Source organism: Mucilaginibacter ximonensis (genome assembly GCF_042686265.1).
Taxonomy (GTDB): domain Bacteria; phylum Bacteroidota; class Bacteroidia; order Sphingobacteriales; family Sphingobacteriaceae; genus Mucilaginibacter; species Mucilaginibacter ximonensis.
Genome location: NZ_JBHUPD010000002.1, coordinates 890,633 through 912,623 on the forward strand (window position 1 = coordinate 890,633; position 21,991 = coordinate 912,623).

The window sequence follows — 21,991 nt, forward strand, 5'->3', positions numbered from 1 at the left end:
ATAGCGGGGATACTCCAACAAAATCCCCTATGGAAATTAAACGTTACCTGCTGTTTGCGGCGTTGCTTTCGGGCTCTTTGGCCAAAGCGCAAACAATAGAACGCAGCACCAATTTTTTTGGCGACACTGTCGAAACTTATCGCGACCATAACGGCCATATTAAATCGGAGGTAACTATAGGGCGCGATATTTTTGGCCACCCGGTTAAAACGGTTGTTAACAATGAAGGCCACCAGGTACGTACCATCAAAACATCTGAAGATTTGATGGGCAATAAAACGGTCACTTTCCTCGACCGCGATAATTATGTTATTTATCGTGTTAAATATGATACCGATATTTTAGGGAATAAACGCAAAGAAGTTACCGGCCGCAATGGCGAAAGCCTGGGCTCAATAAGCTGGACAGAAGATATAAACGGCAATAAAACCACCACCGTGCGTAACGGCGACGGTGTGGCCACCCTTACGATAAAGGAGCGCGAAGATGTTTTTGGAAATACAACCAAAACATTTACTGACGAAGAAGGTCGCGAAGTGCTTTCTATTAAACATAGTACCGATATTTTCGGTAATCAGAAAAAAGACATTAACCGTACCGAAGAGATTGAGCTACCCGAGCTGATGCGGTACTTGCTTAATGAAAAGGACGAATAAAAAGGGCCAGCTTTATGCAAGCTGGCCCTTTTTGATAATTATCTTAACTATTCCACCGGGTCAGGCGCCGACGGGCGTGCCGGGTCATAAACCGCAACAGCTACCCTTGAATCGGCGCAGCCGTAATATAGGTACCATTTCTTTTTAAAATAAACCATGCCTTCAATAAACACGGTGCCATTTACATACTGGCCGCTTTTTTCAAACGGTTTCATCGGGCGTAAAAATGGCAGATCAAGGCGGGTTATGTTTTTTGAGGGATCGTTTTTATCGAACAATGCCTGGCCTGCGCAATAAGAGTTAGCGTTGAAGCGACTGTCACGACCTTCGCCACCTTTATTTTTACCGTTGTAAAACAGAATGATGCCCTTGTCGGTCATTAATGCCGGCGGACCGCATTCTGTCAAATCGCTATCAAAATACCCTTTTCGTGGCGACATGAGTTCCTTTAGTCCGCCCTTATCATTAACAACGGGTTCCCAGTTGATCAGATCTGTCGAGGTAGCGGCATACACATGATGCTCGCCCCAATACATCCAGTACTTGCCATGGGTTTTAATAATAATTTGTTTTCCCTTCACCACCTGTGTTAATATCGATGCCGATTTGCTGGCTATGTTAAAAAACTTACCGCCATAAGCTTTTTTAAATATCGGTCCGTATTTGGTCCAGTGGATCAGATCTTTTGAATGTGCAACCCCTAAACGCGGCACATCGCGGTTCCATTCGGTATAAAATACCACATAAGTGCCGTTTGCAGTTACTGCTACCCGGGGGTCTTCGCAGCCGCCTGGCCATTCGTAGGCTTTGGCAATATCATTATCCGGGTATAACACCGGTTTAGGGCGACGTGTGTAGTGAATGGCGTCGGCACTTTCGGCATAACCTAACCTGGACGTACGAAAGCCGATGCCGATACCATACAAATCCTCGGCACGATACAACACCACGATCTTACCATTTTTAATAGCCGCTCCGGGGTTAAAAGTGTCATTGGCTTCCCACGCAACTTCTTTTTTGCTCACGGGGTCCAGAAAGCGTGAGTCTTTATTTGGCGATATGATAGGGTCAATAGCCTCCGAGCGTACAAAGCCGCCCAGCGCCCATTCTGGTAGCCTGTTTTCAGTTTTTTGTGCAATGCTGCTTGTCGAGATCAACAGCAGGGCCGCTGCCCAAATACTTATCCGGTTTTTTCTCATAATGTAAATAGGTTTTAAACAAAATAAATATAGCGGCTTTTTACAGCACGCTATATTCCTTTTTATAAACTAATCAATCAATTGTTTCACGGTTGTTCCATCACATAAAGCGAGTTTACCTCGGTTGCGCTCAATACTTTGTTGTACAGGCGTATATCATCCAGCGATCCCTGGAAGTAACTTGGCCCCCAGAAATAGTTAGGGTCAGAGTTATCGAACAAGTTATAGGCCGATTTTGGCAGCTCATTACCAATACAAACATTCACAATAGTTTTGGGCGGAATCAAATTACCGGTTGTGACAACGGTTTTTATCAGTTTTCCGTTAATGTAGAAGGTGATATTGCCGCCGCCGTAAGTAACAATAAGCTGGCTCCAGGTATTCAATTGTACCGCGCCCGGATTGTCATCCACGTCGTGGATACCGGCATCGGTAGATACTGTCAGGAACGGAAAGTTATTGCCCTGTAGCTGGAACTTATAACCAAAGTAATGATCGACAGAAAAAATATAATTGCCGTTGCTGGCTACTGTTGGTTTTACCCAAACGCTGATGGAAAAATTAGCAGGATACAGCGCAGTAGTATAAGGCACCTCTACATAAGCGCCTTTATCAAAAGCATAAGCTTTATTGGCAGCGCCGTAGCGGTCGGTGGTTAACACGGGCAGGGTAGCTCCGTCAACAGCCGTAGCGGCAGTTGCACCGATATAGTTGGTTTTTAAGGTACCATTGTGGCCGTTGCCTGACGCATCGGTAACGTCGCCGTCAAATTTCCAGTAAGCTACCAGGTTTTCTGGCGATACGTCCTGTATCAGCTTAGCCTTGAAATCACTTTCGGCACGCGACAGGTTGGCCGTCGCATTGTTCACTTCCTGTTGGGTAAATGCCCCGGCTTTAACCTGCGTAGCCAGGTCAATAGCGATTTTTAACGTCGCTTTTGAGCCTACAGCATACTGGCCGGCCTGCTTGCCTTCTGTAGCGCTGTTATACAGCATGTTGGCCGAGTCTATCTGCATGCTTAGTTTTGTTTTATCTGAATTGGTATCGCGTGCCTGATCGTTCTTTTTACACGATTGAACCATTATTATCACAGCCGCCAGCATTGCGACAGCTGCCACCAATTGGGTTAGTCTTTTCATCTTTTACTGTACTTAAAAGTTTATAAACCTAATTTTGGATTAGCATCCCGCTCGCTTTGCGGTATCGGGAAAAACTTATTTTTGTTATAGTTAAATAACGGCACATCAGACAAAGCCGATTGCGCATAAGCCTGCCCATAACGTATAACGTCGAAGAAGCGATGGAACTCAAGCGCCAGTTCTGAGCGTCTTTCCTTGCGAATGATATCGCGTAGCGACCCTTGATCGGTTGTGGTAATATCGGGCAGTAAGCCGGCCGGCACAGTACCAAAACCTGGCAAAGTATTATCATACAGATAGCTTTCGCGCGCACGTTTTCTAACCTTATTGAGCGGTACTAACGCAGCAGCGCTATTGCCCGATTCATTTAAAGCTTCGGCTTCAATCAAAAGCACATCAGCAAAGCGAATTGCCGGATAGTTCAGATTGCCGTCGCCTTTTATAGTTGCCGGTATCTCAGAGAGCGGTTGGCAATCCTTTTTGCTTAGATAACCGGTGCTGGTCCAGGTTGGGTCAAACGCACTGTCAAAGTAAGGGTGGCCGGCACGGGCAACGGTATAATCCAAGCGCGGGTCATCAACGCCACCCGGCGATTTCTCAAAATTGTCAACCAAACTTTGGGTTGGATAAAAGAAACCGTAGCCGTTCAAGGTACGCGGTGCAAACCATTGGTTCAGGTTGTTACCCTGATATGGTGTCAGGCCGCTTTGGTGCCATACGGTAAACACAGCTTCAGCATTGTTTTTTGTTGCTGCGCGGAAGTTATCAGCAAAAACTGGCAACAGGCTGTACACGTTCAAATCTTCTACTGCTTTTGCAGTCGACGCAGCTAATGCCCATTTCTGTTCAAACAGATAGGTTTTTGCCAGCAGAGCCAGCGCAGCACCTTTGGTAGCACGGCCTAAGTCGGCACCGCTCCAACTGGTTGGCAGGTCGGCGGCTGCTTCGGTGCAATCTTTCTCAATTTGTGCGTAAATGACTGCCTGGGTCGATACCGGTTTCTGAGCCTCGGTCGGTGTTTCAACTTTTAAGTGCAAAGGGATGTTACCGTAAGCAGTTGTCAGTATAAAATAATAATAGGCTCTTAGAAATTTGGCTTGTGCCAAAGCTTGTGCCTTTACTGTAGCTGATATGCCGGGTGTATTGCCTGACAAGCCGTCGGTAACTACGTTACAGGTAAATACCCCTTGAAAATATCTTTTCCATACGGCTTCGACAGCTGAGTTATTAGGGTTAATATTGAAATCGTTGATCAATTGAAAATCGGCCTGGTCGCCGGCGCTGCCGCCCTTAATGGCGTCGTCAGATGCAACGTCGCCTAAAACCCACAGCGCATTTGATGACGCGTCTGTAAAGGTTGCCGAAGTGTAAGCAGCATTAACGGCCAGTGTGGTGTTGGCATCATTAGTAAAAAAATCCTTATCGGTATACTGACCTCTTACCGGCTGATCCAGGATTTTTTTACAACCCATAACGGTTACAAACAACGCGGCAGCCAGAAATATATATGATTTGTTTTTTGCTTTCATTTTTCTGTAGTTTATAGGTTAGAAATTAGCGTTGATACCGGCAGTGAAAATTTTTGCCGATGGATAGGTACCCCAGTCAATGCCTACGGCTTTAACACCGTCGCCCGCATTATTGTCATTGGTGTACAACTCCGGATCAAGCCCTTTGTACTTGGTAAACGTGAGCAGGTTTTGCCCGCTTACAAATATCCGTACAGACGACATGCCCAGTACTTTCAACGCATCTTTACCCAGTTTGTAACCCAACTGCAGGTTTTTCAATTTCAGGTATGAGCCGCTCTCCAAAAAGCGGGTTGAGGCCTGCTTATTGTTTGCTGCGTCAGACCATGACAGCAACGGCATCGAGTTGCTTGTGCCCGGCCCGCTCCAGCTTTGTGTTGCGGTAGCCTCGGTAATATTGAACGGACGGTAGAAACCTTCAAGCTCAGTATTTACCTGGTCATACAGTTTATTGCCATAAACACCCTGGAAGAACGCGCTCAGGTCGAAGTTTTTGTAAGACACTGCGGCGGTTAGGCCATAAGTTAGCTTAGGAATGGCGCTACCAGCGTATACACGATCGTCCTGGTTAATAACGCCATCACCGTTAACATCTTTATACATTACGTCGCCCGGGCGAATGCCTGGCCCCTGATAAGCATGCGTGAAAACCTGCTGGGCATTCTGGAATATACCCTCCTGTTGTAACAGGAAGAACGAGCCGATTGGATGACCAACTGCTGTACGGGTTGCAAAAATATTGTTATCAATGCGTCCGGCATTAATCACAGGCGCATCTGCTAACGAAACCACGGTATTTTTCTCTGTCGCCAGGTTGCCGTTTAAGCTAAAGTTCCAATCGTTATTAATTTTACCACGATAGGAAATGTCCAGTTCAAAACCCTGATCGCGCACCTTGCCGGCGTTGATGAAGGGTACATTTGCCTGGCCCGCACTGCTTGGCATTGGGTAAGGCAACAGCACGTTATTGGTATTTTTAATATAATAATCGGCAGTAACCTGCAGTGCGTTATTGAATAGGCCAATATCTAAACCTATATCTTCTTGCGTAGTAACCTCCCAGGTAATTTTAGGATTGCCGATGGAGTTAATAGTATAACCCTGATTGGTTACGCCATTAAACGGATAAAAGCTTGTTCCGCCCAAAAGCGACAGGTAAGGATAATAGCCTAAAGATTGCTCATTACCCAACTGCCCAACGTCAACACGCAGTTTTAAGCTTGAAATAGGTTTGATATCCTTCATGAAGTCTTCCTGATCAATGCGCCAGCCCAATGAACCTGAGTAAACTGATTTGGAACGATTTTGTGGATCAAGTACTGAGGAAGCATCCCAACGATAGTTAAAACTTGCTAAATACTTGTTGTTGTACTGGTAGTTGATACGGCCAAAAAACGATGACAAACTACGTGAGCTTTCGCCGCCACCGTTAAGCAAGCCGGTTAAAGCGCCGTTGTCCAGGTATTGAAAAGGAGGGGTCTGGTTTACATAATTGGTACGCGAAGCGCTGATGCCTTGCATTTGGCGCTGGATAATCTCTGTACCGGCAATGAAAGTAAGCGCATGCTTATCCAGGTTCAGATCGTAAGTGGCCGTATTGGTCCAGTTATAATTCAGATTCTGATTGTGCGATTGCGCCAGCGACGAAGGTGTGTTGAAATGCCTGTCAGCGCCGTAGGTTCCGTAAAATTGCTTGTAATCGGTAAATATCAGGTCTAAACCCAAATCTGATCGGATACGCAGATTTTTTACCGGCGTTAACTCTCCAAAAACGTTACCTAAAACGGTATAGTTATAGTTATTGTTATCGGTATTTGCGGCTAACTGGATAGGGTTAATACCGTCGCCCAAAAAATTACCCAATACGGCATCTTGTTTAGGCAGGTCAACAAATTGTCCGTTAGCACCATAGACCGGCGTACCCGGCGTGCGGAACAAAGCATAACGAACCACGCTGGCGGCGGCACCGGTATAACCATCGCCTGATGAGCCTACTTGCCGGTTTTTCTCATAGCTAAGATTGATGTTGGTTCCAAACTTCAGGTATTTGGTAGGGTTGCTGTTAATAGCGGTACGCAGGTTGTAGCGTCTGTAAGATGAGTTTTGGATTAACCCATTCTGGCTAAATACATTGCCCGAAACAATATAGTTTGATGTTTCATTGCCACCGCTTACCGATAAATTGATATTGGTTATGGGGGCTGGCCTTAACAATTCTTTCAACCAGTTTACATCAGATAGTGTGCGCGCTAAGCTATCAGAAATGATCGGGCGACCGTCATTCCTGGCTGCAGTATTGTAAGCGCTTACATACTGGGCATTATCGGCCATTTTTATTAAGTGTGTAGCCGACTGTACACCCGTATAAGCGTTAAAACTTAGTTTGGCTTTGCCTTGTGCACCATGTTTGGTAGTGATGATAACCACGCCACCTGCGGCGCGCGCACCATAAATGGCTGCCGAAGACGCATCTTTCAATATATTGATATTTTCAATATCGTCCGGCGCTAACTGGCTGATGCCATCGGTTACGGGTACTCCGTCAACTACATAAAGCGGAGTGATACCGTTAATGGTATTTAAGCCACGCACCTGTACGGCTATGCCGGCGCCGGGAGCGCCTGTGTTCTGTGTTACCGTAACACCCGCAGCTTTGCCCTGGATGATCTGTGCCACGCCACCGACAGGGATGCCTGCCAGATCTTTAGTACTGATTACCGATACGGCACCTGTCAGGTCTTTTTTGCGTTGGGTGCCATAGCCGGTTACAATAACCTCATTCAGGTTACCGGCGTCTTCAATTAAAGTAATCGTAATTTCTGACCGGCCGGCGGTTTCCACCTCCTGCGTCTTGTAGCCGATGTAGCTTACCACGAGCACGGTATTGTCGGGCACGGTAGCTGTAAAGTTGCCGTTGACGTCGGTTTGCGTTATCGAAGCGCCGTTTTTTATGGCGATGGTTGCCCCAGGTAAGGGCTCGCCTTTGCTATCTACCACGTGGCCCTTAATATTAAGATCGGCCGCCGGAGGCGCCGATGATTTAGTAATTACAATGAGGTTGTTTTGTAAAATACGAAAGGCTAAGCCGGTATTTTTCAAGGCTGTGCCTAATAATTGCGGAACGGTAACATCTTTAGCGTCAATGCTTACGCTGTTACCCCGCACGGCCCCGTTGCTATATAAAAAGGTGTAGCTGCTTTTTTTCTCGAGCAGGTCAAGAAATTTCTCCAGCTTCACGTCCTTTACGGTTAGGTTGAGTTTCTCTTGTGAACGAACAGCTGCCGAAACATGTAATAAAGCAACCAGTATAAATAGAGTTGTTAGTTTCACAAACAATAGTAGTTTTTTGCCAATAGCAGGGTCAATGAAAGAACTTAAAGTTTTTTTCATACTTTTGAATTGTTGAGGTTAATAAAATCTTAAAAAGCCTGGTATCCAGTCAGATATTTGGTTGTAGGAGCTAACCCCAACTATCAGAGGAAGTGTTGCAGCACTTCCTTATTTTTTGGGGTTAATATGCTGTAGTTTTTTCTTAGGTCATGCAGTGTCTTCCTTTCTTCTCCTTTTAAGTTTTGTGTTTAATTGGTTGGTTACCATATGTGTATTTGGTTGTTTTTCAGTTTATAATGAAACGGCTCGATAATTTGCAGGGCGCTCATTACCTCGTCAATGGATTGGTTTTTGAATGTTCCGGTAAATTCTTTGGTGATGTAAGTGTCATTATCAAAGGTGATCTGTACATTATACCAGCGTTCAAGTTGTTGCGACAGATCGGTAAAGTTTTCGTTTTTAAAGCTTAGCTTATTGTTAACCCAGCCGGTTTCAGTAATGGCCTCGTCAGGCAGCGTTATTTTCTCTGTCGACATCGAATCAGCAGGCGCGACAGTTTTCACCGCAAGTTTTAATTTTTGGGTAAGCTCTGAATGTGTAGCCAGTACCACTTTCTCGTTAGGGTAAAGCACGATGTTTTGTGCAGGCTTGTTCTCGTTAATTATCTGCACTTTACCGCGTATCAGGGTGGTTTCCATATAAGTATCGCCGGGGTAGGCGCGTACATTAAAGGCTGTGCCTAATACTACTACGCTCATTTTACCGGCATGTACTATAAACGGTTGTACGGTATCATGTTTTACGTCAAAATACGCCTCGCCGTTTAGCGTTACTTCGCGCTTACCGTTAACCACCAGGTTGTCGGCATATTTAATAGTTGAACCGGCATTCAGCCAAACCGAAGTGCCATCAGGCAATACCGTATGGATACGTTTACCGTAAGTAGTAGCCAGTTGTTGTTGAGTATGATTTATGGTTTGATTTTTTAGATAATGCATCATAATGGCCGCCACAGCAAACAAAGCAACAATAGACGCCGCAGCCATCCACCATTTTGGATAGCGGCTATGCAATGGTTCAGGCTCATGGTTAAACAACAAGCGTTCCATAGAGCGATCTTCATTTACAAGCGCATGTTCAAGTTTGTGCAGGCCGCGTTCCAAAGCCTGGCGTTCGTCAAAAGAAGGAGCCACCGGAGCATCTAATCTTAAACGCATAAGCTGATCATACTCTGCTTTCAGCTCAGGATGAGCCGCCAGAATATGATCAAGTTCTTCTGCTTCGAGAGGTGTAATATCGCCCGAAACCGAACGTGCAATTAAAAACCAGGCCCTTTCTTCTGATGTCATATGGTTTAAGACACAGAAAAGTCACAATACCCCCAAAAGGAAAAAAAATATTTTAAAACGATTTTTTTGAGCAATGGTTATAAACTAAATACCATACCTTTATTAAACCATTGTAAACAACCTTCTGTACCTATGCAGATTATCCTTCATGAAGAATTGAACCATGCTGCCTTGCAGGATGAGCAGGTCTTTAAAGAACTGTATAGGGAATATTTTGTAAAGCTGTATCGTTTTGCTGTGTCGCTGGTGCATTGCCGCGAAGCTGCCGAAGAGATTGTCCATGACGTACTCATCAACCTCTGGAAAAAACGCAGCGCCTTCCACGAAATTGAAAATTTGAACACCTACCTTTTTGTATCGGTAAAAAACCTGTCACTTAATTATTTGCGCAGCCAGCGCAATCGCGTTTATGTAGACGAAGAGGTTTTATACGACAAAGCTGCTTACTGTTCTGTAGATCCGGAAAGTGTGCTTATCAGCAAAGAAAAGGTAGAGGCGCTGGATGGCCTGATCAATAACCTGCCTGTTAAATGTAAGCTAATATTCAAGCTTATTAAGGAGGATGGCATGAAATATAAAGAAGTAGCGGCTTTGCTCAATATATCCGTAAAAACTGTCGAAAATCAATTGATTATTGCACTCAAAAAAATATCGGCGGCTATAAAAGATACTGCCGGAAGCAAATAGCACAGGGGGGCGCACTTTGCAAACCGCTGAGTTTTGATCAGTTAGTCACGCAGTCAGTTACCTGCCAAATCTTGCCATCTGTTTTTGCCCATATATACAATACACCGTTTTCGCCCAAACCAAAGCGCATGTCGGCCTTTTTGTTCCTGACCATATCAATAAAAGTCGATTTCTGATCCCCAAATTGCAGATCGAATTCTTTAATAGTCGACTGCTTGCCCAGCTTTAAATCGGCATAATCCACAAAAAAAACACGGCCTTTCACAATGTCGCCAAAAATGTATTTGCCTTTTAACATTGCGATATTACCGGTGTAAACAAATCCGCCCGAGATAGAATTACCCTCGTCATGATCGTATTCGGCTACCGGATAAGTGTATTTCGGATCATCATGCACGGGCAGGTTATAAATCCCGCTTTTCTTACCCGCAAAAACCAACTTGAACGTGCCTTCGCGATAAGGCCAGCCGTAATCCAGCCCGGGCTTCAGGATATTGATCTCTTCCTGGTTATTAAAACCGATCTCAGACACCAGCACCTTGCCATCGGGCGCCCAGGTTATACGGTTGGGGTTTCGAAAACCGCGGGCATAAACCTCTCCCAGCGTATTTTGGTCTGCATCATGCGCCCAGGTGTTAGCCTTTACAATGCCATATTTGCCATTCCTGCTATCGCGACCTGCCGGATTAATGCGCAGTACCGAAGCCCGGATTTGTGTCGGATTATCGCAGAGCTGTAAATAGCCGTTCTCGGCCGAGCCCCCATCGCCAATATCGATATAAAGCAAACCATAGTCGGCTGTACCAGGTTTAGCCTGCAGGTTAAATGTAATTTGCTGCATACCATGCATAGGCGACGGCATGTTTACCCGAAACAATTCGCGCGGTGTGGCCTCGAAGGTTGATGCGCTAGGGTCTTTAACTTTCCATTCGGTCACTATCCATTGCAGCGCCACAGGGATGGAATCTGCGTAAGCAAAGTCAGCCGGGGCCGATCCTTTTCTTTCGGTATGAGTAGTATATAATAAGCCGTTTTTATAAAATTCAGGATGGAAAGCATAGCTGCCCCAACCCGTTGCCAGACCCGGTTCGCTGATAAAATCTGGCTTCAGCCTGGCCATATCCATTACTGTGGTAAACTGTTTATTTTTAATTTCATACAACTTGCCACGCAGGTCAAGCATAAATAAACGGTCACCTCCCGGCCCTTTCAGCACAAAGGTTTGGTTAATTCGCGTAAGCGGATTTTTTGTTGATGTAGCTGGCGCCGTGGCAAACTCAGTTAACTTTAAAGTCAAGCCCGCTTTGGCAATTTTTTCGGGTTGCGGGTTGGTTATCTTCGGGCCTAAATCGCCCAGGTCTTGCTCAACCGCTACAACCTTTTTATGTGTATTGATGAACGACAGAATGGCATTCAGATCAGTAGTGGTAAATTGCAGATGTGAGGGCATCGGCACCTTATTAAATTCATTGAAAAGCGCTACCGCATGCTTATTTCCAGTTTTAATTACCAATTGCGAATTTTTAATAAAACGGCTCAAATAGGTATACGTTTGCTCGCCGGTTACCCCCGCCAGATCAGGCCCAATACCACGCTGACGGAAGTTATGGCACTCCGTACAATTTTTTTGAAACAGTGCCTCGCCTTTGTCAATAATCGCTTTATCGGTGGAGTAGGTCCCCGTTTTTTTTTGCGCGTAAACATTGACGCTGGCCAATAGCGCCAGCACCGTAAACGCATAACGTGGCACCGGCCATAACAAACCGCTTGTTTTTCGCTTCATAAAGGTTAATCTAATTGGTGTTGATCTTTCGTCAACTAATATAAATAAGTGTGTGGGTTTTTGAATGATAAGTATCAAATTAGATACAAAGACCTCTCCCCGACCCTCTCCAAAGGAGAGGGTGCGCTCGCTCGCTGGCCTATCTTCTTATTTATGTTTGATTTTGGTCTTCATTTTTAAACCTGCTGGCCTCTCCCCCTCTCCTTTGGAGAGGGCCGGGGAGAGGTCTTATAAACTATCCCTCAACGTCACCTTAAACGGAATGGCCACATGCTCCTTGGTATTATTCAGCGCCATCTCAGCAGCTTTAGCCCCCATCATTTTAAAATCTGTGGATATGGTAGTAATACCGTTCAGAATTATCTTTTTAAGCGGTGTTTCGTTGTAGGATATCACGCCAATGTCCTGGCCAATTTTCAGTTTATCGCTTATTATCTTTTCAACCAGCTCAACCAGGTCGTCCTCCATTAAATTAATATAGACGGTGCCGGGCTGTAAGGTTTCATTTTTAAGCTTATGGATGGTTTCGTACTCAAAGGCATACTGACGGCAAAAGTTGACAAAGCCTGTTAATATCTCTTTTGAATAGTAACTGTTTTCGGGGAAAATGATTTTTAATGTATGATACTTGCTCAGCTTATCCAGCAGTTGTGACAGCGCATTATAAATATCCTTTTCAAAATTCTCGTAAACCGCCCCAAACTCGCCGCTGATGTTTTCGAGCAATTTATCCATTAGTATCAGCTTGTCTTTTGGCAACTGGTCAATTACCGCTCTGGCACTGCTTGAATTTTCAATAAAATGCGGAATGATGATGAGTTTGGAATAATGGTCGATGTTGCCGGTTAACAGCTTTTTGAAAAAGTTGAAGTCGTTATTATAAATGTAAAAGTCAATTGCCGCGTTGCTGCCCAACACTTCGGCAAAGGCATCGTAAATGATCTTTTTATGGCTGCTCAATTTGTTAAATAACAACAACACTTTTACCGGCTGGTCAAACGTGACATTGCTAATAAAATATCCCTTGCCAGCTACCGAGTTAATAACGTTGTATTTCTTCAGTTCCTTATAAGCCCGCTCTATGGTATTCCGGGCAACTTCAAGGGCAATACTCAAATCGTTAATGGATGGCAGAATATCGTCTTTCTCTACCGAGCCATCCTCGATGCCGCGCAGTATGGAGTTGCATATCTGCAGATATTTTGGCGTGATAGAATGCTCGTCGATCTGAATGACCTTTAGGTAATTTTTCATTGTGCAGTCATAAACAACTTTGTCATTTCGAGCGATAGCGAGAAATCTATACACGCGTAATTCAAAAACATGTGTATGGATCTCTCCTTTCAGTCGAGATGACATTTTTATAAAAGCGAAAGTCATTCTTCGCTGTAACTACTGTCAACGAAACGCTTCAGCTTAGGACAGTAGGGGATAGTTAACCCAATTGAATTTTGTTAACTTGCCATAACCAATTATACATCCTTTTTTAAATAAACAATGAGAAAAGCTTTCTTTTTATTTATTGGCCTGTTTGCGGGACAAATCAGTATGGCGCAAGTTAAGGTGCAAAAGCTTATGACCGAGAACCTGGTCAACCCGCTAAGCATCGATGCTCAATCCCCTCGTTTCGGCTGGCAGTTGAATGCCGGAGCCACCCGTAACGAAATGCAAACCGCTTACCAGATTAAAGTTACCGACGATAACAAGCACGTGGTTTGGTCGTCAGGCAAGGTAAACAGCGACCAATCCCTTTATATTTACTACAAGGGCAGCCCCTTAAAAGCAGGCGAGAAATATAGCTGGACCCTAAAGGTTTGGGACAATCACGGCAAGTCGGCCGAGGGCAGTGCGATGTTTCGCATGGGTTTATTAAAGCCCGATGACTGGAAAGCGCAATGGATAGGCCCGGGACAGGAAGAGGCTTCAAGACCCAGCCCCTTATTCAGAAAAGGATTTAATGTCAGCAAAAAAGTAAGATCAGCTACAGCCTATATTACTGCACATGGCTTGTATGAGGCCCATATTAATGGCAAACGTGTAGGCGATGCTTATTTAACGCCCGGTTATACCAGCTATAATAAACGCTTGCAATATCAGGCGTATGATGTGACTGACTTGCTGCAACCGGGGGCAAATGCCGTAGGTGCGAGTCTGGGCAGCGGTTGGTATCGCGGTATTTATGGTATTGGTACCCGCCATGAAATTTATGGTAAGGATATTTCTTTGCTGATGCAGATCAATATCACTTACACTGATGGCAGCACGGCTGTTGTTGCTACCGACGATAGTTGGAAAACATCAACCGGCGAGGTGCGTTATGCAGAGATCTATATGGGTTCAACCACCGACGCCCGTATGGAACAAAAGGGCTGGAGCAAGCCCGGTTTTAACGATAGCAGCTGGAAAAATGCCGTTATAGGTAACTATCCAAAAGACGACCTGATTGCCACTCAAAACGAACCGGTACGCAAACACGAAACCTTTAAAGCCATCAAACTATTCACCACGCCAAAGGGCGAAAAGGTGATAGACTTTGGTCAGAACCTGGTGGGTTGGGTGAAGTTTAATGTGCGCGGCAAGGCAGGCGATAAAATTGTGATCTCGCACGCCGAGGTATTGGATAAAGCTGGCAATTTTTATACCGATAACCTGCGCGATGCCAAGGCACAAAATACCTTTATTTTGAGCGGGAATGGCGTAGAAATATTCGAACCGCAGTTTACCTGGCAGGGTTTCCGTTTCATCCGTATTGAGGGTTATCCGGGCGATATTAACCCGGAGGATTTTACCGCAACCGCCGTTTACTCGGATATGGCGCCTACCGGAACCTTCAGCTGCTCAAACCCAATGATCAACCAACTGCAGCACAATATTCAATGGGGACAAAAAGGCAACTTCCTGGATATCCCGACCGACTGCCCGCAGCGCGACGAGCGCCTGGGCTGGACCGGCGATGCAGAAGTTTTTTCGCGCACAGCGACTTTTAACATGAACGTGCATGCCTTCTTTACCAAATGGTTGAAAGATGTAGCTGTTGATCAGTTTGTTGATGGCAGCCTGCCACACGTTATTCCTGATGCTTTTGACAATGGGCATCCTACCGGCGGTGGCGGCAGTGCAGGCTGGAGTGATGCAACAACCATTATTCCCTGGAACATGTACCTGGCCTATGGCGATAAACAGATTCTCGAAAATCAATACAACAGCATGAAAGCCTGGGTAGGATTTATGAAAAGCCGCAGCCACAACAATCTGTGGAACACCGGCGGGCATTTTGGCGACTGGTTGTTTTACACACGTAACGACGATAACGACGGCACCGCCGCTATCACCAGTAAATATTTAATTGCGCAATGCTTTTATGCTTGCTCAACGCAATTGGTGATCAATGCGGCTAAAGTGTTAGGGAAAACTGAAGATGTAGAAACCTACACTAAATTATTGGCCGATGTGAAGGATGCCTACATGCGAGAGTACGTTACGCCAAATGGCTTGATATCATCAGATACACAGACTGCTTATGCACTTGCGCTGCAGTTTGATATGCTGCCTGAGAATTTGAGAGAGCAAGCGGCAGGCCGTTTAGCTGATAACATCCGCCGCTATGGCAACCATTTAACTACCGGCTTTTTGGGTACGCCTTACCTGTGTAACGTACTGAGCAAATATGGCCATACCGATGCAGCGTTCAGATTGTTATTACAAGAGAATTACCCATCATGGTTATACCCTATTAAAATGGGCGCAACCACTATCTGGGAGCGATGGGATGGTATTAAGCCTGACGGCGAACTGGAAGTGCCGTCAATGAACTCTTACAATCATTATGCTTACGGTGCTATTGGCGACTGGATGTATCGCACTGTAGCTGGTATCGATACCAAAACCGAACAGCCGGGCTATAAAGGTATCATTATAAAGCCAACTGTTGGTGGTAATTTAACCGACGTAAGGGCTGATTATGAAACCCCATACGGCAAAGCCAGCTCGCACTGGAAGGTTGAAAACGGCAATTTTGTGCTGGATGTTATCATTCCGGCTAATACAACCGCCACTGTCTACGTACCAACCAAAGCCGATAATGCAGTTACCGAGGGCGGCAAAGCAGTAACCAGGGCCGGCGATCAGATTGCAGGCTACACCGCGGTTAACGTAGGCTCGGGCACCTATCATTTCACCACAGCAAACTAAACCTAAACACAATGGAAGTAATATTCGGTGTTATATTTCACTTCATCGGCGGGTTTGCGTCCGGAAGTTTTTACATCCCCTACAAAAAAGTTAAAGGCTGGGCCTGGGAAAGTTTCTGGATTGTGGGCGGTTTATTTTCGTGGCTCATCGTTCCGCCTATAGCCGCCTGGTTAACCATTCCGCATTTCGGCGATATCATTTCGGCAACAAATGGCGGCATATTGGCATTAACCTATTTCTTCGGTTTACTATGGGGCATTGGCGGTTTGACCTACGGCCTGGGCGTGCGCTATCTGGGTGTGTCCTTAGGTAGCACCATCATCCTGGGTTTATGCTCGGTTTTTGGCGCTTTGGTGCCGGCGGTTTATTATGAATTTGCACCAAAAGAGGGAAAGGACAGCATCGGTATTTTAGCTTCGCACCAATGGGGCCAATTGGTTTTACTGGGGATATTGATCTGCGTGATAGGCATCATTATCTGCGGACGTGCAGGTACCCTGAAAGAGCGTGATCTGGCTAAAGAGGGCAATGCCAATGTCGACAATAAAGATTATAAATTCGGGCTGGGTATCGCGGTAGCCATCGTATCCGGTGTATTGAGTGCCTGCTTTGCTTTTGGTATTGATGCCGGTGCCGATATGGCTAATGCGGCTAACAACGCCTGGCGATTATCGCACCACATAACCGACCCTAGCCAAAATTTTCTGTACAAAAACAACGTTACCTATGTGGTGATTTTGTGGGGCGGTTTAACCACTAACTTTGTTTGGTGCATGATTTTGAATGCCCGCAACAAAACCTTCGGCGATTATACCAACCCTAAAACTCCCCTGTTAAAAAACTACGTTTTTTCGGCATTGGCGGGTACCACCTGGTTCCTGCAGTTTTTCTTTTATGGCATGGGCGAGAGCAAGTTGGGCAACGGCGCCAGCTCGTGGATCTTGCACATGGCCTTCATCATCCTCATTGCTAACATGTGGGGTTTGGTTTTGAAGGAATGGCAAGGCGTTAGCAAAAAGGCCAAGAGTGTTTTGATTGCCGGTATAGTAACTATCATACTATCAGTAATTATAGTGGGCTATGGTAATAATTTGAAGGATAAAGAGGCGAAGCCTACGGCACAACTGGAATTGAAGAAATAAAAAGAGGATGTCACCCTGAGGCTCTCGAAGGGTGAGCGTAAAGGCCTTTGCCCGCATGCTTCGAGAGCCTCAGCATGACACCCTTTTAAAACTTGTAATGAAATAACCAACAACAACATATAAAGAGTACAACAATGTCTGTCAAAGAAACAAATTTTAAGCACGTAAGCTACTTATGGGATGACGAGGCGGCTGCCAGGCTTGCCGGTGATGAAGTAGCGCTGTTAATATATCGCTCAAACCTGTTAGGGGCCGATTTGCGCCTCACCAACTACGGTGGCGGCAACACCTCATGCAAAGCCATGGCGAAAGACCCGCTTACCGGCGAAGAAGTCGAAGTAATGTGGATTAAAGGTTCAGGTGGCGACATAGGTACGTTAACCAAAAGCGGTTTGGCAGCACTATATGTTGACAGATTGCGTAACCTCAAAAACGTTTACCGAGACCTGCAATATGAAGACGAAATGGTGGAATTGTTTAACCATACCATTTATGATCTGGCTTCAAAAGCACCGTCTATTGACACACCCCTGCACGGATTCCTTCCGTTTAAACATATAGACCACCTGCACCCCGACGCAGCTATCGCTATCGCGGCAGCAAAAGATGGTAAAAAAATAACCGAAGAACTTTTTGGCGGCAAAATTGGCTGGGTAGAATGGCAGCGTCCGGGTTTTGACCTGGGCTTACAATTGAAAGCTTGCCTGGATGCTAATCCGGGTATCCGCGGCATTATGCTGGGTTCGCACGGTTTATTTACCTGGGGCGATACCGCTTACGAAAGCTATGTGAATACATTGGAGGTAATTGAGCAATGCGCCGGGTACTTGGAGCAAAACTATGGTAAAAAGGGGCCAATCTTCGGCGGTGCCAGAATTGAAAGCCTGGACGAAGAAGGCCGTAAAAAACAGGCCATAGCTTTAGCGCCGATACTGCGCGGTTTCTGCTCGTCAAAACAAAACATGATCGGGCATTTTACAGATGATACCCGGGTTTTGGAGTTTACCAACTCGAATGATCTTTACCGCCTGGCACCACTAGGTACCAGTTGTCCCGACCACTTTTTGCGGACAAAGATCAGTCCGCTGGTTCTCGATTTAGGTAAGGACGAAGATTTAAGCGACGCCACGGCCTTAAAAATCCGTTTGCAGCCTGCTTTTGAGGCGTACCGCGCCATGTATACTGAGTATTATAACACCCACAAACACGATAACAGCCCGGCTATACGCGACGCTAACCCGGTGGTGATTTTGTACCCAGGCGTGGGTATGTTCACCTTTGCTAAAGACAAACAAACCGCCCGTGTAGCTGCCGAGTTTTACATTAACGCCATCAATGTGATGAAAGGCGCCGAGGCTATATCTGAATACACCTCGCTACCTCGCCAGGAAGCATTTGATATTGAATACTGGTTGCTGGAAGAAGCCAAATTACAACGTATGCCTAAGCCAAAAGCTTTGTCGGGTCGTATTGCTTTGGTTACGGGCAGCGCGGGGGGTATTGGCAAGGCTATCGCCAAAAAGTTTGCGCAAGAGGGTGCCGTAGTTGTATTGAATGATATGAATGCCGAACGTTTAGAAGGTGCCGGCGAAGAGTTTAAAAAACTGTTTGGTAAAGACGCCTACACTACCGCGATTCTGGACGTAACCAAGGCCGACCAGATTGCAGACGCTATTGGCAAAGCTACATTGGCTTTTGGTGGTGTGGATTTGATTGTGAACAATGCCGGCCTGTCAATTTCTAAAGACATAGCCGGGCATACCGAAAAAGATTGGGACCTGTTGTATGACGTATTGGTGAAAGGTCAGTTTATGGTAACACAAGCGGCTACCGCGGTGATGAAAAAACAGGATATCGGCGGCGACATCATCAACATCGTCAGCAAGAACGCATTGGTAAGCGGACCAAATAACGCAGGTTACGGCAGCGCCAAAGCCGCACAACTGCATCTGAGCAGATTGAACGCAGCTGAATTGGGAGGCGATAAAATTCGTGTCAATGTGGTTAACCCCGACGCTGTGATCAGCGATAGTAACATTTGGGCCGGTGGTTGGGCCGAGGGGCGCGCAAAAGCTTATGGCATTACCGTTGAAGAACTGCCGGCTTACTACGCCAAACGCACTTTATTAAACGAAACAATTCTTCCGGATGATATCGCTAACGCCTGCTTCGTTTTTGCTGGTGGATTATTGAATAAATCGACCGGCAATGTATTAAATGTGGATGGCGGTGTGGCCGCTGCCTTTGTGCGATAATATTTTTAGTCGATAGACCATAGTCCATGGACCATAGTGATAAGATGACTATGAATTACAACCATGCACTATCGTCTATCGCCTGCGAACTAATAACAACTATGAACCATCGTCTATCGACTATGGACTAAAAACACCAACATTATGGAACAACATAAAATTGATGAATATAATCGGCAGCATTTAGCCACGCACAAACGCAAGTTTGATTTTGTGGCCGAGGATGTGAAGGATCTTGACGACGTTTTGAAAAAACTGCGTGCATTCAATATCGCGATACCCAGCTGGGCTTTAGGCACCGGCGGTACACGGTTCGGCAGATTTTCCGGCGGTGGCGAGCCGCGCACGTTAGAAGAAAAGATCACCGACGTGGGTACTATTCATGCCTTGAACCGCTCAAGCAATTCGATTTCGCTGCATATTCCTTGGGACATTCCGGAAAACGCATCGGCCATTAAAGCTCATGCAGCACAATATGGCTTGCGCTTTGATGCAGTAAACTCCAATACCTTTCAAGATCAGAAAGATCAGAAACTGAGCTATAAATTTGGCTCGCTGCATCATACTGATAAAGCGGTGCGCGATCAGGCTATTCAGCATAATATCGACGTGATCAAGTACGGTGTGCAGCTAGGCTCGAATGCGCTATCGGTTTGGTTGTCTGATGGATCAAACTTTCCGGGGCAGCTAAATTTCCGCAAAGCATTTCAGAATACTTTGGATAGTTTGCAGCAAATTTATGAAGCCCTGCCGGATGATTGGAAAATGTGGATTGAATACAAACCTTTCGAGCCTAATTTCTACTCGACTACTATAGGCGACTGGGGACAGTCGCATTTGCTTGCTTCTAAACTGGGCAAAAAGGCCCTGACGCTGGTCGACCTTGGCCATCATTTGCCCAATACCAATATTGAGCAAATTGTTTCTTTACTGTTAATGGAAGAAAAACTGGCCGGCTTTCATTTCAACGATTCAAAATATGGCGATGACGACCTTACCGTAGGCAGCATCAATCCGTACCAACTGTTCCTGATTTTTAATGAACTGGTTGAGGGTATGGATGCGCGCGGTTTGAGCCATGCCAATGGTATAGGCTGGATGATCGATGCTTCGCACAATGTGAAGGACCCGATCGAGGATCTGTTACAATCAGTAGAAGCCATCAAGATTGCATACGCCCAGGCTTTATTGGTTGATACCAAAGCGTTGGTAAATGCTCAATTAAATAACGATGTAGCCAAAGCGCAAGAGACATTACAAGCCGCTTATCGTACAGATGTGCGCCCGCTTATTGCCGAGGCACGTTTGCGAGAGGGTGGTGCGCTTGATCCAATCGCGGTTTTTCGCGAGCAGGAAGTGCGCAAAAGTTTAATTAAACAACGAGGCGACAAAACTCAGGCAACCGGTTTATAATGGAACCCATACCTGTCATAGCGGTTTTTGACGTCGGCAAAACCAATAAGAAGCTTTTTCTTTTTGACGAAAGCTATAACATTGTTTTTGAACGTTCGGCGCGATTCAATGAAATCACTGACGAGGATGGTTTTGCCTGCGAAAATCTCGATGCGCTTAAAAAAGCTGTTTTTGATGCGCTGAATGAAGTTAGCCGCCTGGATCAATATGATGTAAAGTCGGTTAACTTCTCAGCTTACGGTGCTAGTTTTGTCTATCTAGACGAAGCGGGTAACCCGATAGCGCCGTTATACAATTACCTGAAGCCTTATCCCGAGGATATCAAAAAGAAGTTTTATGATACCTACGGTGACGAGGCGGAGATAGCATTCAAAACAGCATCGCCAGCTTTGGAGAGTTTGAACTCGGGCCTGCAATTGTATCGCATTAAACATCAAAAACCAGAACTGTTTAAGCTGATTAAATACGCTTTGCACTTGCCGCAGTACCTGAGCTATCTGATTACGGGAAAGGCCTTTTCTGATCTTACCAGCATTGGCTGCCACACTGCTTTATGGGACTTTGAAAAGAATGACTACCATTACTGGGTGAAGCAGGAAGGTTTGGATAAAATACTCGCCCCGATAGCTCCGGCGGATGAAAGGATCCCGTCATATTATAACGGGCGGTGGTATCAGGCCGGTATTGGCTTGCATGACAGCTCGGCGGCTTTAATACCCTATTTAGCCAGTTTTAATGAGCCGTTTGTATTGCTTTCAACAGGTACCTGGTCTATCAGTTTAAACCCTTTTAATCAATCGCCGCTAACCATTGAGGAATTAAAAAACGATTGCCTCAACTATATTCAATACAAAGGTAAGCCAGTGAAAGCCTCGCGGCTGTTTAGCGGGCATGAATATGATCAGGGCATTAAAGCCATCGCCCAAAAATTTAACACGGACGCGATCAAATACCGTAATATACCGTACGACCCGAATATACCAGGCGATGACATAGCAGCTTATTATGAACTAATGCATCAACTTGTTGATAAACAAAAAATCTCCACCAGCTATGTACTAAAGGGTGCTCCGGTAAAGAGGATTTTCGTAGACGGGGGTTTTAGCAAAAACTCGGTGTTTATGCATTTATTAGCTGCTGCTTTTCCGGATATTGAAGTATATGCCGCTTCAATGGCACAGGCCACTGCTATGGGCACAGCCCTGGCTATCCATCGTAACTGGAACAATAAGCCCGTGCCTAATGATTTGATTACGTTGAAGTATTATTCGGGGACGAGCCATACGGTTTGATTCCATTCAACGATAGCTGTCACCCT

14 protein-coding genes are annotated in these 21,991 nt (G+C 45.6%); 7 read left to right on the plus strand and 7 right to left on the minus strand.

Annotated elements, in window-relative coordinates; all coding sequences use genetic code 11:
• The first annotated feature begins 29 nt into the window (after nt 1–29).
• Nucleotides 30–656 carry a hypothetical protein gene (locus tag ACFS5N_RS11555; RefSeq protein WP_377185504.1) on the plus strand — a complete coding sequence of 209 codons (627 nt, stop codon included), beginning with the start codon at nt 30–32 and terminating at the stop codon, nt 654–656.
• 47 nt (nt 657–703) lie between these two features.
• On the opposite strand, the gene ACFS5N_RS11560 is transcribed toward ACFS5N_RS11555, so the two are convergent.
• From ACFS5N_RS11560 to ACFS5N_RS11580, 5 genes are all read right to left on the minus strand, one after another.
• A complete protein-coding gene (locus ACFS5N_RS11560) occupies nt 704–1,855 on the minus strand; it encodes a glycoside hydrolase family 130 protein (protein WP_377185506.1) in 1,152 nt (383 codons plus the stop codon).
• Between the two features lie 86 nt (nt 1,856–1,941).
• A complete protein-coding gene (locus ACFS5N_RS11565) occupies nt 1,942–2,994 on the minus strand; it encodes a LamG domain-containing protein (RefSeq protein WP_377185508.1) in 1,053 nt (350 codons plus the stop codon).
• A gap of 20 nt (nt 2,995–3,014) precedes the next feature.
• On the minus strand, nt 3,015–4,523 hold the full coding sequence (locus ACFS5N_RS11570; protein ID WP_377185511.1) for a RagB/SusD family nutrient uptake outer membrane protein: 1,509 nt from the start codon (nt 4,521–4,523) through the stop codon (nt 3,015–3,017).
• A gap of 18 nt (nt 4,524–4,541) precedes the next feature.
• Nucleotides 4,542–7,913: a SusC/RagA family TonB-linked outer membrane protein gene (locus tag ACFS5N_RS11575; protein ID WP_377185513.1), complete on the minus strand. Its 3,372-nt coding sequence runs from the start codon at nt 7,911–7,913 to the stop codon at nt 4,542–4,544.
• Between the two features lie 200 nt (nt 7,914–8,113).
• Nucleotides 8,114–9,202, minus strand: coding sequence for a FecR domain-containing protein (locus tag ACFS5N_RS11580; protein ID WP_377185515.1), 1,089 nt, complete (start codon nt 9,200–9,202; stop codon nt 8,114–8,116).
• Between the two features lie 132 nt (nt 9,203–9,334).
• Between ACFS5N_RS11580 and ACFS5N_RS11585 the strand changes: the two genes are divergently transcribed.
• Entirely contained in the window at nt 9,335–9,889 is a 555-nt protein-coding gene (locus ACFS5N_RS11585; protein ID WP_377185517.1) for an RNA polymerase sigma-70 factor, read from the plus strand.
• A 37-nt stretch (nt 9,890–9,926) separates the two neighbouring features.
• On the opposite strand, the gene ACFS5N_RS11590 is transcribed toward ACFS5N_RS11585, so the two are convergent.
• Entirely contained in the window at nt 9,927–11,672 is a 1,746-nt protein-coding gene (locus ACFS5N_RS11590; protein ID WP_377185519.1) for a PQQ-dependent sugar dehydrogenase, read from the minus strand.
• Between the two features lie 228 nt (nt 11,673–11,900).
• On the minus strand, nt 11,901–12,926 hold the full coding sequence (locus ACFS5N_RS11595; RefSeq protein WP_377185521.1) for a GntR family transcriptional regulator: 1,026 nt from the start codon (nt 12,924–12,926) through the stop codon (nt 11,901–11,903).
• A 243-nt stretch (nt 12,927–13,169) separates the two neighbouring features.
• Here ACFS5N_RS11595 and ACFS5N_RS11600 point away from each other — a divergent pair, with 243 nt between their 5' ends.
• From ACFS5N_RS11600 to ACFS5N_RS11620, 5 genes are all read left to right on the plus strand, one after another.
• The gene (locus ACFS5N_RS11600; RefSeq protein ID WP_377185523.1) at nt 13,170–15,863 is read left to right on the plus strand and encodes a glycoside hydrolase family 78 protein; all 2,694 of its coding nucleotides are present in this window, start codon (nt 13,170–13,172) and stop codon (nt 15,861–15,863) included.
• A gap of 11 nt (nt 15,864–15,874) precedes the next feature.
• Nucleotides 15,875–17,005, plus strand: a complete 1,131-nt coding sequence (gene rhaT, locus ACFS5N_RS11605) for an L-rhamnose/proton symporter RhaT (protein ID WP_377185525.1) — start codon at nt 15,875–15,877, stop codon at nt 17,003–17,005.
• A gap of 134 nt (nt 17,006–17,139) precedes the next feature.
• Entirely contained in the window at nt 17,140–19,260 is a 2,121-nt protein-coding gene (locus tag ACFS5N_RS11610; protein ID WP_377185527.1) for a bifunctional aldolase/short-chain dehydrogenase, read from the plus strand.
• A 144-nt stretch (nt 19,261–19,404) separates the two neighbouring features.
• On the plus strand, nt 19,405–20,673 hold the full coding sequence (locus ACFS5N_RS11615; protein WP_377185529.1) for an L-rhamnose isomerase: 1,269 nt from the start codon (nt 19,405–19,407) through the stop codon (nt 20,671–20,673).
• Entirely contained in the window at nt 20,673–21,965 is a 1,293-nt protein-coding gene (locus tag ACFS5N_RS11620) for an FGGY-family carbohydrate kinase (protein WP_377185531.1), read from the plus strand. Before ACFS5N_RS11615 ends, ACFS5N_RS11620 begins: the two co-directional genes overlap by 1 nt.
• Nucleotides 21,966–21,991: the final 26 nt, after the last annotated feature.